This is a genomic window from Candidatus Neomarinimicrobiota bacterium, assembly GCA_021157965.1.
In the GTDB taxonomy this organism is placed as follows: Bacteria; Fidelibacterota; Fidelibacteria; order Fidelibacterales; family Fidelibacteraceae; genus Fidelibacter.
The window spans coordinates 1-12717 of the sequence record JAGGVO010000005.1 but is presented as its reverse complement, the minus strand read 5'-3'; the positions used below and the strand labels follow the sequence as shown (position 1 = coordinate 12717).

Annotated in this window: 11 protein-coding genes; all 11 read right to left on the bottom strand. The window is 40.2% G+C overall.

Going from position 1 to position 12717, the window contains the following annotated elements:
- A partial coding sequence (locus J7K63_00660; GenBank protein ID MCD6233538.1) for a hypothetical protein occupies positions 1-469 on the bottom strand: 469 nt, incomplete at its 3' end.
- A gap of 11 nt (positions 470-480) precedes the next feature.
- Positions 481-2172: an AAA family ATPase gene (locus J7K63_00655; GenBank protein MCD6233537.1), complete on the bottom strand. Its 1692-nt coding sequence runs from the start codon at positions 2170-2172 to the stop codon at positions 481-483.
- Between the two features lie 27 nt (positions 2173-2199).
- Positions 2200-4035: a TIGR03986 family CRISPR-associated RAMP protein gene (locus J7K63_00650; protein ID MCD6233536.1), complete on the bottom strand. Its 1836-nt coding sequence runs from the start codon at positions 4033-4035 to the stop codon at positions 2200-2202.
- Positions 4032-4550: a hypothetical protein gene (locus J7K63_00645; GenBank protein ID MCD6233535.1), complete on the bottom strand. Its 519-nt coding sequence runs from the start codon at positions 4548-4550 to the stop codon at positions 4032-4034. Before J7K63_00645 ends, J7K63_00650 begins: the two co-directional genes overlap by 4 nt.
- On the bottom strand, positions 4547-6034 hold the full coding sequence (locus J7K63_00640; protein ID MCD6233534.1) for a hypothetical protein: 1488 nt from the start codon (positions 6032-6034) through the stop codon (positions 4547-4549). Before J7K63_00640 ends, J7K63_00645 begins: the two co-directional genes overlap by 4 nt.
- Entirely contained in the window at positions 6027-7631 is a 1605-nt protein-coding gene (locus J7K63_00635; protein MCD6233533.1) for a hypothetical protein, read from the bottom strand. Before J7K63_00635 ends, J7K63_00640 begins: the two co-directional genes overlap by 8 nt.
- On the bottom strand, positions 7628-8299 hold the full coding sequence (locus J7K63_00630) for a hypothetical protein (GenBank protein MCD6233532.1): 672 nt from the start codon (positions 8297-8299) through the stop codon (positions 7628-7630). The genes J7K63_00635 and J7K63_00630 overlap by 4 nt, the downstream gene beginning before the upstream one ends.
- Complete coding sequence (locus tag J7K63_00625) at positions 8296-9894, bottom strand: hypothetical protein (GenBank protein MCD6233531.1); 1599 nt, start codon at positions 9892-9894, stop codon at positions 8296-8298. Before J7K63_00625 ends, J7K63_00630 begins: the two co-directional genes overlap by 4 nt.
- A gap of 89 nt (positions 9895-9983) precedes the next feature.
- Entirely contained in the window at positions 9984-11090 is a 1107-nt protein-coding gene (locus J7K63_00620; GenBank protein MCD6233530.1) for a TIGR02584 family CRISPR-associated protein, read from the bottom strand.
- Positions 11091-11244: 154 nt separating this feature from the next.
- On the bottom strand, positions 11245-11571 hold the full coding sequence (locus J7K63_00615; protein MCD6233529.1) for a DUF4258 domain-containing protein: 327 nt from the start codon (positions 11569-11571) through the stop codon (positions 11245-11247).
- A gap of 192 nt (positions 11572-11763) precedes the next feature.
- Complete coding sequence (locus J7K63_00610) at positions 11764-11949, bottom strand: hypothetical protein (GenBank protein MCD6233528.1); 186 nt, start codon at positions 11947-11949, stop codon at positions 11764-11766.
- Positions 11950-12717 lie beyond the last annotated feature (768 nt).

Here is a 12717-nt window from a genome sequence, read left to right as displayed (position 1 = left end):
CTATAATTGCTTTTAAGTATTGAGAATCAAATAATACTATTTTAGCGGAATGTTTTAAGATATTCTCAAATAAACATAAAAATTCATCACTTTTGTTTGTTTTTTTGTCTTTTTTTAAATATACTCTGTCTCTAAAAAATAATTCTAATTTCTCAATAATATTATTATCATTTATATTAAATATATTATCATTAGTATTTTTGTCTTCATCAGTAATAAGTATATATGAATTACTTGGTCTATATATGTTATGGGGTGTCATACGTTTTACTCTTCTTATTATGGAACTAACTGTAACCTCATTTTTAGGTGTGTTTACAAATTTAATGTCATCGATACAAATGCCGTAGTATATTATTTTTCTTATCAATGTTTGGATAAGTATTAAATTCTCATTTTTCAGTGGCTTTTGAAATGAAAATTTAACAAAAGGAAATAATGTTTTATGTTTGTCTAATTTATTTTCCATTTATAACCTCATTAATCCACTATATCTTCAATTTCAAAATACTCATTAAATAGAGGCGGCATGTTTCTTACTATTCCATTTTCATCAATCTCAAATTGGGAGAGTGCTGTTTCAGTTTTTTTAGGATTCTGCTCTAAGAAAATAACTGAAGATTTATCCCTATACTTATTATCTAATTGAATTTTTCTCAGTAAATAGCGGAGAATGATTTCTGAATGGGTTTCAAGAAAATAATATTGTTGAGTAAACTTATATTTATCGAGTTTTACAATTGAATCCATTAAATACAGTTGAGCCTGGGGATTTAAATGGGATTCAGGTTCCTGGATGATTATACTATGATTCAGTGCAATACTGCAAAGCAATGGCAATACCTGAGAAATCCCGTATCCTACAGATGTTAATGGGAAGAAGGAATTTTGATATGTTTTATCAAAATGTTTTATCCCGATTTTATACTGCTCCAAAAAACTGTTCCCTTTCAGATGTTCAATAATTAAATCATAATGCGAAAAATTTTGAAGATTCAATAAATATCTAAGAAGAATTAATGATTTATGGCGAGAATTTTGATACTTGATAAGCTCATTAATTTCACAAATTTTTAACACTGATTCGTCAAATTCAATATCATTATCTTTTATTTCGTTGATGTCATTTTGTTCGTTATTATCATCAGATGTGATTAGTGTATTTTTATCATTATCATTATCATTATCATTATCAGATATTTCATCAACAAATTCTTTTTTTTGTTTCTCTTCTTCTTCTTGGTTATTATTTTCATTTTTAGAAGAAATTTGTTCGTCCTTTTTTTGACTCACTAAATCATAATAATTTTTTTCAATCGCTCGATTTAAAGAGAAATATTCAATTTTTAGCGGGCTGAAAGCAGACGTTTCGTCATTGATGTTATTTTCAACTTCTATATATTCTTTTATGGATTCCCAGAATTCACCATAGAATTCATTGAATTCCTCCGGTGTATACATGGGCCGCGGTGCACCCCGGTGGGGACGAAAGTAAATATATTTATTAGAGATAAATTCAGTAACCGATGTGTTCAACTTTTTAAGAAATGCACTGAGTTCTTCGGACACAAATTGTTCAGCATTTTTACTTTTGAATGTTTTATTCTCCGTTACAATTTCAATTTCATGATCATGAATGATCCTAACATTAATCTTTTTCAGAGCATTTTTTGTTTCAATAACCTTTTTTAAACTATGTTTATTCTTTAAATATTCATCAATCCATGCATCATCTACACTTATGTATGAATCTATCTGCTGATGTATCGCTGATGGTGGAAAATAGGTAATTTTTCTCTTGTATCCAGGTTTAACAATAGTGATATCCAGTTGGTCTTTACTGTTTGGTTCTGTTTCAACCTGGGTAATCCGTTCCCATTCAATCTGGTATTCCCAAGGCTTGAATTCTTCAGAGTTGCTTATATCCTTGGATATATATAAAGGTGAAGTCCATTTTATCATGGATGGCTCTTTGGAATCAAAATAAGACCTGAACCCAAGTTCCTCCAGTCTTTCCCGGCTGCAATAGGGCTCCCGGATAAAACGAAAGGTTCTGAGCAGAGTGCTTTTCCCTGAACTGTTAAACCCGTACAGCAAAGTGAAAGGTTTTATTTCAATACTTTGTTCGTCCTTAAACGGACCATAATTCCTGACGGTTATACTGCGTATCATCTTGTATATCCTTTTTTTATCTGGTGTTTATACTTTTTCCGGAATAGGTAATATTTTCCGGTCCCGGCTCTCTTTGGCAAAATCCTGATCCCGGATTACCCGGCTGCTTAAACTGTTTCCATACGCTACATCCAGCATTTTTTTCAATTGCCGCATGCGGTACAGGTCCCAGTAACCCGCTGTGTTCCGGTCGTTTTCGTAAGGACTTTTTTTCATCACCCGATATACCATGGTTTTGAAATCGGTCTTCAGCTTTTCTTTATCTTCCGCTGTCTGTCCCGTATTCCAGGAACTTTCCTGAAAGATTTTTTTATAACGTTTTGATGGATTACACAGAGTAAGTTGGCTTTCAATACGACATGATCCGTATCCCAGGCTTTTTGCCATACCAATTTTGTGCACCAGTCCCTTTTCAAGCTCAATTACCGTCAGCAATGCACCCAGTTCATAAGGCGTCAGATTTTCAAAATGGACCCGGAATCTGAATTCGCTCTCCTTTTCAATAGGTTCAATGGTCGTTTTCACTGCATCACTCTGTTCGGAAAAGGTGTCCATATCAATGGGGCGATGCCACCAGAACTTCGCGCCCCGCAACGGTGTGTTGCTATTGTACGTATCCATATTCTGAAGACTGTCGGTCTTTTGCACCAGGTAATTTTGAAATGCTGTCGGTTTGGGTCCGCCCAGGACGACCTTCCGCTTTGGAAGGGTCTTTCCTCCTTTGACCAAAAAGGCATCTTCCACCCGGATCAGACCGGCCATTGCCTGGCAGTTCTCCTTTTCATTGTTCTTTTTCCCGTTCTGAAAGATAAACCCCATGATCCGTTCCGCCATATCGATGAAGGATTTCTCTTGTTCAGTGTGGATCTTCACTAAATGCTCGCCAATGGCTTTTTCATAACCGACCCGGAACAGTCCTGTATGACCAAAGGTCACATTTCCCTTTTTATCTTGTGTATAAAACACCGGAATGCCCTGGGGATATCTTTGCCTGTTATTTTTATATTCCTTAAGCAGGTCAATTTTTTTCCTCCGGGAGGCATTGGCCTGATCCGTATCTTTCCGGTAATTTTCAATATCCTGGGGTTTTAATGTAATTTTTTTTGCATCTTTATCCGGAGGATAGATCAGCCAGTCCCGTTTTTTCTTCGGGGCGCTGCCGGAAGCCACATACCAGCTGCCATCAGACCGCTGGGCTTTTTCAAATTGTTTCAGATTCCGGCCAAGATCCAGACGGATATTTGCCTGTCTCACGTGCTGATATTGCTTAATACCATCTTGTCCTTTCCGGTACTGGGCAGGAATAATCACATATTCATCCTTCTTCCCATCTTTATATAAATACCCGGCACTGGCTTTATACAAACGGATCACTTTACCCTTTTTACTTTTTCCCTCTTCTGAAAGTTTATCGTTGTACCATTGACGGAAGAACTTATCCTTATCAGCCATGGGGCGGGTATAAAGCCGGCGTTTTTCATCTATCTGGTTCATGCGGCCATAACTCATCACTTTCAGCATTTCCCGGATAAGTCCACGGATGGAACTGCCGGGAATCATAACCTTTCCGTCTACATTACGGAAAAAACACCCTTCTTTATCCGATCCCACATAGATTTCAGAGAGGGTTGTCAACCGGCAGTCCAGAGTCCCCGAAAGCAGTTCCGGATTATACCGGCTATGATCCTGAAGACTGTTCAGATCCTTTTTGGGTGGCAGGTCATATCCCAGCACATCATAATTCAGGGGGACAAAGTTGTATTTAGCTGTACCGATCCGTTCCGGCCGGATCCGTTCCACATGCTTTTCCGGATAAGTGTCGTTGACATGAATCCGTGTTACTTTCAGTTTTGGTGTACTCATTTTTCATCCTCCCTGTAAACATCCAACCCGGCAAATAACACATCCTGGATTGTGGCATTTTGTTCATGCTCACCAGTAAACCCTATTTCATGGATTACCCGGATGCCGGCATACTTTCCCGTGTCAATTTCCAGGGGAATCCAGCCGATTCCTCCCTTGTCTTCTTCCATCAGGGTGAATCCATTCTCCTGTTTCAGAGCCTTACCCAAAAACAGCCACTTTTTTTCAATATTTGTGGATTTTACTTCATCAAACTTTTTACACCGCCCGATCAACCCTTTAGAATCTTCATTCTTCCACAGGTGGAGTTCACCTGCGGTGTTAAACAAACGGGCTTTCAGGATATCCTCAAAAGCCGGCTCATCATCTAACTTTCGCCATGCAAAACCCCCGGTGTTGATTTTGGCCCATACAATACCAGGAAGTGTATAGAACAAGGCATACCCATCATTTATATTATTTTTATTACATTCTTCAATTATATCCGTCATGGATTGTGCTGTACATATCGTCATGCCGCAACCTCCTTATCCAACAGTGTTTTCCAGGCGTTTTCAAGCTCATCTAAAAGGGATTTATCTCCCTCAAAACCCAGTTTATGATCCAATTCGCTGATTTTCAATTGGCGGTGATTATATTGAATTGTTAAGATTTCTCCTTTCAGGGTACCTCTTCCAATCGCCGATTCTCCGCCAACGGGCACCCAGCCGGTCCACATATCTTTAACAGCCTGAAGTATCAGAGCCAGTTCCTGGAGGGAAGTCAGATTTTTCACTTTATTTTCTGGATTTTTTTTGCCCAAAGCGTTCTCCGGATTCTTTTTCAGACGGATTTGTGTTTCCAGGTAGGATTCTTTGCCTTCAGGGCGGACCGGATCTTCGGAAAAGAGGGCCGATTCAAACACACCACCGGTAAAATAATCCACCCGTATCCGGGTCTGGCGGGATGTTTTTACATAATGCAGCTCAGATTCTGATACACTAACATGTCCTTTCCAGGCCGTCAATTCACCTTTCTTTTCCATTTCTTTCAACTTTTTCGCATCATTTTCTACGTAACCAAACATGTTTTGTATCATCTTTTCGGCCGTTGATTCATGAGATTCAGGCAAAATGGTTTTTAAAATTTTCAGGCACTGGTGACGGATTACGCCTTTCAGGGAGGTACCGGAAAGCACTGGTTTTCCACCGCTGTGCAAATGCCGGACATCCACCACATCATCCAGGATTTTCTCACGGATCATGAGAGAGGTTTCCGGTTTAAAGCGGACATTGACAACAGAATCATTGGACATAAGTTTAGGTAAGTGAACCGGTTTGAGTTCTCTTTTTTTCCAGTCAAACTCCCGGGATAACCATTTTTTGCCCATCTTCGGTTTTCCGGCAAAATCAAAATAACAATACTCCGTTTGGACAAGTTGGACTCGTCCATAACCGCTGTTGGTTTTCGCTCCTAATGAAATATCTCCATTCTCCAGTAGCTGGATCATTGAATCCAAATATTCAAGTCCCTGCTCCATGCTTTCAAACTGTCCTTCACGAATGACCAGTTCACACCCAAACCTGAACTGATTTTTAATACTCAGGATCTGATAATTAAACAAGGCACCCTCCTCAGCAGTGCGAGAAACAGGATCCAGGCGTACATTGGTACGTGTTTCAATATCCGGACTGTGACCAATCAGGTGACAATCATTGGCGATCAGGGCACTTTGATAATCCTGCCCTTCCTCGTTCTGTCGTATCATTCCCAGAAATTTGGCCATATCTTCATGGTCCATATCTCCGGATTTTACCGCCGATTCAAACAATGCCCGAACAGCTCCAATCCAGGAACTCCCGGGAATAAAAGGGAGCCCCATCCCGTCTGTTTGAAGATCATTATCTGTTTCATCACCTGTTCCGGTACCGATAATCAACGGACTTAACAGATGAAACTCACCTTTGACTAATACACGACCTAAGATTTTTCCTTTTCGTTTTTTTAAGATATCACTCATTTCCGGTCTCCTTTTCGGCTTTTTTTACATCACTTTTTGCCGCAAGGGTTAAATAATGAATCCAAAAATCTTTCCACAAGCTGATCTGATGCTCCTTTTTTCTCAGAGGATTGGATGGAAATTGCTTGACCAGTTCAGAATACCCTTTTGTTTTGGATACGTCCTGAATCAAGCTTCCCATCAAAACCTCCTGATCTTTTGAAGCATGACTGAGTCTGTCGGCTAAGGATATTCCATTAACTTTCAGGCGCCGGAGATTTTCAAAAGCCTTTTTTGAAGCAAGAAAAATGTCATCACTCGTTTTATCTTTCTTCTCTTTTTGCATGTTCAGAAGAGCTTTTTCAATATCTTTCGGTGAATCCGCAGCCTGAAAAACAGTTAAAAGGCGTGAAAACAGATTTCCAGGGAAATTTTCATCAATTTTCGATTTCTTAGATACCTCTTTTTCAGCCTTTGCCAGCATTTCATTCCGTGCATATCCCAGGAGGATTTTTTCCACCAGGTAGGATGCTTCTTCCGGCATAGGGAGAATATCACCTGAAGAATCCAATTCTTTTTGAATCCGGGATTGAATATGTTCATCCTTCCACACATGTAGTTCTCCTGCCCCTTCACCGGTATGCCTTCCAAGGCCATTTATTGCAATAAAGTCGAGCAGGCGTTTTTTCTCTGCTTCATCATGTACCCGAATGCCCAACACCGTCCCCGGAGAAAAAGCCTGTTCACTCCAACGTTTACATCCCCATCGGGCATTGTATTTTTCCACGGTTTCGGTACGGCTGATCATCATGGGTAATGCTTCTTTTTGCACTAACTCAGCATTAACCCCCGCCCGTTTATTTAATTGATCAATAAAAGCTTTATAGTTTGTGACCGGTATCCCATTTTCAGAAATGAGTATGGTGGGAGAAACACAGGAAAGCATGATGACATCGCCGAGAACCTCTGCTGGTTTTACCGGTTTCGGTTCGGAAAACCTGGCATCACATAATCCATATTGCGCTGTTCTGGAGCGACCGAAAAAAAACTGAAATGTTTCCGGAAAGAGATTCCGGATAGTATCCAGATCCTTTTTATCTGCAATAATCCGGCTGATAAAAGTTTGGCCGGCTGCGAGGGCTTCATACGAAAAGACATGTCCCTCATCTTTTTCTGATTTGCCTGTCAATCCGTTCAGGTGCCGGGCAGTATGGAAGAAAATCTCCTTTTTAGGTTTAAAAACCTTTGTTTTTTCCTCCGGGAGGATATACCCGGATTCTTTCTTATGGTCTCCCTGTTTGTTAAAAACCGATACCCAGGTATCTTTCCCTTTCACTTTTTCAATATGCATAGGGATGGGAACAAGGCGAACACCATTGTATGATAAAAGGGCATCGAGGTATCGGCATTTATCTTCCAGAAAAAGATGCCGGAAACCATCATCTTTATGAGCGTCCTTTCCCAGTTTATGACGAGAAATATAGGCAGAAGCCAGGGCTCCGAGGATGGCGGAACCGGGAATCATATCACCGGATGCCGTATGATTTTGCCCACCAAGATCATTGGCAATAATCACCGGCTGTCGCAAAGTAAGAATCAGATCCATGGTTTGCTTCATGCCACACCTCCTTTTTCAAGCTTCGCAATGCTTTCTGCAGGATTCATCTCATGCCCGTCTTTAAAAAGAGTCATCTTAACGTGTCCATATCCCCGGTTCCGGCCGGTCCCCATATAACAGGTGTTTCGGACAATCAGGTTTAAAAGATTAATATCCCTCTCTACATGTGAATCGTCCCGAAAATGGATAGTCCCTTCAAAAACAAGTCCCCTTTTCAGCACCCGGAAGGTTCGCAGACTGTGTTTTTCGGCCGTTCCGGTTTCCGGGTCGATCTTCGTCTGACGCCGTGTGATAGTAAATATCTCTTTTATTGGTTCGGAATGAAAAATCTTGTTAAAATCCGCATTGTTTTCCACAACAGACCGGATCCATCTTGTAGTTTCTTCCATGCCTTCCAGTAATCCGTCTCCCACAATCACCGAGTGGGATTCTGCATTACCGCTTTTTCCAAAAATCCGTTCAATATCATCGGGCGTGATGAGATCCGGTGCCATTTCCAACACCTCGCAGGCGGATTCGAGAAAGAGTCCTTTCAATCGTTTGGCGGGCAGGTAGGGAAAACCAAATTCATCGGCTGCCACATCCGTATCAATCACCACCCCGCCACTGCTTCCTGAACCGGGCAGTGTATCTGATAAGAGTTCCACTTTAAATTCAAGAGATTTCATGATTTGTCCTCCTTTAAAAGCCAGGATGGATATGCTTCCAAAAATTCCACACAATCCAGGGGACGGACCCCTTCTTTACCGTCGTAGTGTACATTTTCTGGAATAGAAAAATTCAGCCGTTCCATCTGACTGCAAAAAGTCTGAAAGTGATCTTTTCCGGCCAGAACGGCTTCCCGCATCTTCTTGATTTTTGAATTGGGCCATGTTGCCATTTCCTGAGTCGTTTCTTTCACCATATTCCAGGACACCAGATATATGTTTTCATCGTGTATCTTTGATAAGGTATCCAAAACATAGGGACGGTTGATGAGAGGATTTATGGAGAGTTCCTTTCTTCCATTTTTTGAATCATGTTCATCATATTTATCATCTTTCAAATCAATTTGATCACCGTTATAGTAAGTGGTACGGATATCTTTCAGGGATGAAAAGATACCCGACTTGAGAATATGGTAATCAATGGCAGACCGATCTTCTTTACGGGTAACTTCTTTTGCCCGGCTGCAGCATTCCTCTGCCAGTTCATAAGCCCGGGCAAAAGGATAAGTGGGTTTAACCACGGCCACTCCGGCACAGGCATGAATCACTCCATCTCCCTTATCCTCCTGGACTGCATGAAAATGTTGGATAAATTTTTCGGCTGCCCAGAGTCCTAACTGTCCGTAACAGACAAAGGTTATATCATCCCCCCCAAGAATAATAGGCCTGATCAGAAGTTTATCAGTCTCAAAAAGTTCGTCCTTATGGTCCTTTTGGATATTCCTAAAATCTCGTACCAACCGTTTAAAAGCTTCATAAACATAACTATTCACCTGAACCGATTTCTCCCGGTAGGCTTTCAGGCTTTGAATATCTTTAAAAAGCCTACCCATATTATTTCCGTCCACATGGACAACAGCCATCAGGGTTTTATTGGCATCAGCAGATTTCCCGCCCAGATCTTCAAATTTAAGAGGAATTTCATTTTCCCCCAGATACCCATAATCACGGCAGTTTTTTTTAAGATATTCACTTTCATTATGCTTTTTCTGAACCTGCCTGGAAATATATTTTTCTTCATTTTCAAAATATCCACCGGGGACCTTTCGACTTTCAGCCGCTTCTCCCGTAAATACGCATTCAGCCGTCAACCCATGCCGTGGAAAATCCATGACGGGTAGATTTAAAGATTTTTCACGTTGCAGGGCACGCCAGCAGATATCGCGGAATGTTTTAAAATCTTCCGGATTAAAATCTCCCGATGCAATTCCCGTAACAGGTTTAAGTCCCGGATAATCCCGGATGACATGGAATGTCCATTTTTGGGCAAATTTGACTGCTTTATCCTTATTTTTAAATACCAGAAGAGCATTCCCACCGCCGGTATAGGCAAGAAGGATACCCTTTGTATCCAAGAGGGAAATCTCCCGGGCATTTTCCCGCCATGTGTTGAGATCCTCTTCAGATACGGTATCATCCAGGCATTGTGTAAGATACTCTTCTTTAAGGATCTTTTCCACAATCCGGGAAGCTCCAACATTTTGAGGTAGTCGGTTTGTTCCAAAAATATAATTTTGGATTCCGCTGACATCCATCATCACACCATAAGCTTTCATATGACTATCCTTTCCCATTGGCTTGGAATATCATTATATATATATCTTCGTAATTGCTGTCTATTAAATAAAGGAGGATCAAAAACACTTTAATCCTCCTTAATAAAGCGTATGATTTTCTTATTCAAATTCAGAGTATACCGGTAGGTATCTTCATACGGAATATATGTCATTTCGGGTCTGAGGGCTTTTTTCATATCCGGAGGAATATCACTCTTATCAATATCAGAACGAATTCGGCTGATATCGGTATAAATATTTCCCGTATCCAGACCTTTAATATGTTTCATTTTATCGGCCCGCGTACTATAAGGGTTGTCCACTTTAATATACTCCCGGTACAACTCGCCATTTTCAAATGCATCCAACAACTCAAGGGGTGAATAAGAACATTTTTCACATCCTATACAACTTTCTTCACAGGTAGCATTCATTTTTTTTCGTAAAAGAAGTCTGTAGACAGCAGCCTTTTTAGGACTGAAGCTCAATTTATGGTTATCACAAATAATTTCCCTGCCATTTACAATAAGATTTTCAAGATTAAAGCGTTCACGAATAACCGTTTGTAACTTATGAACAAGTTTTTCAGGATGGATATTCAGTTCTGTTTTCAAATACCGACCGACTTTCAGGACAGGAACATATGAAAGTTCCATTTTTTCATCTTCCCGGGATGGATCCTGAGGGAAAAACCAGTCTGATCCTGGTCTCATTTTATCATCGGGTACCAGGATATGAACCATATCATCCTGTTCGCGTCCATAGAGCTGAAGGGCAAGGGCCATAAAGGCACTCATGGTTTTACGGCCTCCGGAGACCTGAGCCGTTATGCGTGTATCAGGCATGGAAGTCCACCGGTAAACTTCATCGAACAGCTTCCCTATGGAATCCAGATTACTTTCTGTCGTCCGTAAATCATTGATGGGGTTCCCCATTTTATCTGTCAGCAAAATGATGTCATTGGGTGTCAGGGGAATAGTACCAGGTTCCAGGTTGAGTGCCTTTTCAAGAGCCTTAAGTTTTTCTCCGTGGAATAAGGTTTTGATCAGGAGATTTCTTCCGGCCGTTGTTGTAATTAACCGGATTCGGTTGAACTTTCTCTGATCATGATAGAAATCTGAATAGAAATAATACAACGCTTCAGTAACAACTTGAGGTGATGTTCCTACAACAGCTATGAATACCTCCTGAATCATGAAAAATCTCCCATACTTAGTAATAAATCGCTTATAATGTAATACTGCAATATCACAGTATCAAATTGTTTAAAATGAATTTTATAAATAATTGGTTTTGTTTTTTTCTTATTTTGATTTACATTTACTAAATTACTTCTTTTATAAAGTTTTATTAGCATGATAATCCTTTGATTTTAGCATTTTGTTTTCCTTTTTTCCGAATGTTTCTAACCGCATTTTGATTTTTATAAACAGTTGTAACACAGGGAATTTCTCCATCATAATGTAAAATAGCCGTAAGTCCGTTCATCTTTTCATCTATGACAGATGAAAAGGGAGTCACTTTATGTAAAACTTTACTGGTCAAAACGAAGAAGACAGCACCTGTCCGATGATAGACTTCACCAAGACTCAAACAAATTCTTAATTCCCTTTTTGTAATACCCCTTTGCGCCATTCGTCGTCTCGCGTGGGATGTAATATGTATTGTCTCTAGCATGGTAGCACCCCCTCTTTTATATGAGTTTAATACAATGGCAAGGATAATGTGTCTTTTGTAACATGTCTTTTCTGACTTACAGAAATACACTCAGGTTGTAAGAATTTTGTCAGTATCTTCCATTTTTCAATATATTATGCAGCCGGTACTTCAGGAAGTACCGGCTTTATGACTAAATATGACTAAAGAGACTTAATCATCAAAAAGTTGTTCACGGCAGTGTTCACAAAGGGAATAAGCTTCATCCTCATAGACCACCGGGGATCTTCCACACCAGTCACAGCTCTCTATGGGATATAACAACTTCTCCACTTCCATCTCCAATTCATCAAAACCTATCTCAATATCATCCCAAAATTCATCTGATTCTTTTATCATACTCATCACTCCTCATGTTTTTCAGGAAGAAATTGCAAACATCTTATTAATAAAACACCATTTGCAAGGTATCATTAATGCCTTACAGTTGACAGAGATGAGTCGACAGTTGTCAGTGAACAGTCGGCAGTTAAAATTCGATTGATTGGATAGATTGAATAGATTGATTTGATTGGGGGAAGTAGCGAGGGACGAGGAACGAGAAAATACCGGTCATTGAGTCGGATGCAGTCGGGAGGCGCTGAAGCGCCCTGATGGTGTTCCGATGCAAAAAGGAGCATCCTTCAGGATGCTTGTCCCAAAAAAGCGTCGGGATTTATCCCGTCGGAAACAGGTAAGTTTTGGGGCATAATTGTTGATTGGATTGGTAGTTATTAAAAATAATTTTTAAGGACATTATATGTGATATTTTCGATGCCTTGTATGGCGTCGGAGTAGTCAATAGTCGACAGTGGAAAGTCAATTGATTGGATGATTGGATAGATTGATTTGATTGGGGAATCGGGCCACGCATCACGCGTTACGCGTTACTCGTCACGTTTTGGCCTCCCGCAGAGGACGCAGAGGGACTGAATTGATTGGATGATTGATTAGATTGGGGGATTGATTTGATTGAAATTCCAGGAGCACAGCAACACCAACCTTTTAACTTCTACCTACCTGAGCAAAGCGAGGTAAGATCCTTGTCTTAATGAAATGGACACTTCAACAATGAATAACAGAACCACATATCTGGTGTTAAAAGCGTTTCAATCCTTGTCTTAATGG

Excerpts from the sequence above, each read along its gene's own strand:
- J7K63_00655 (MCD6233537.1), bottom strand. The coding sequence starts at position 2,172 with ATGATACGCAGTATAACCGTCAGGAATTATGGTCCGTTTAAGGACGAA.
- J7K63_00650 (MCD6233536.1), bottom strand. The coding sequence starts at position 4,035 with ATGAGTACACCAAAACTGAAAGTAACACGGATTCATGTCAACGACACT.
- J7K63_00645 (MCD6233535.1), bottom strand. The coding sequence starts at position 4,550 with ATGACGATATGTACAGCACAATCCATGACGGATATAATTGAAGAATGT.
- J7K63_00640 (MCD6233534.1), bottom strand. The coding sequence starts at position 6,034 with ATGAGTGATATCTTAAAAAAACGAAAAGGAAAAATCTTAGGTCGTGTA.
- J7K63_00635 (MCD6233533.1), bottom strand. The coding sequence starts at position 7,631 with ATGAAGCAAACCATGGATCTGATTCTTACTTTGCGACAGCCGGTGATT.
- J7K63_00630 (MCD6233532.1), bottom strand. The coding sequence starts at position 8,299 with ATGAAATCTCTTGAATTTAAAGTGGAACTCTTATCAGATACACTGCCC.
- J7K63_00625 (MCD6233531.1), bottom strand. The coding sequence starts at position 9,894 with ATGAAAGCTTATGGTGTGATGATGGATGTCAGCGGAATCCAAAATTAT.
- J7K63_00620 (MCD6233530.1), bottom strand. The coding sequence starts at position 11,090 with ATGATTCAGGAGGTATTCATAGCTGTTGTAGGAACATCACCTCAAGTT.
- J7K63_00615 (MCD6233529.1), bottom strand. The coding sequence starts at position 11,571 with ATGCTAGAGACAATACATATTACATCCCACGCGAGACGACGAATGGCG.
- J7K63_00610 (MCD6233528.1), bottom strand. The coding sequence starts at position 11,949 with ATGATAAAAGAATCAGATGAATTTTGGGATGATATTGAGATAGGTTTT.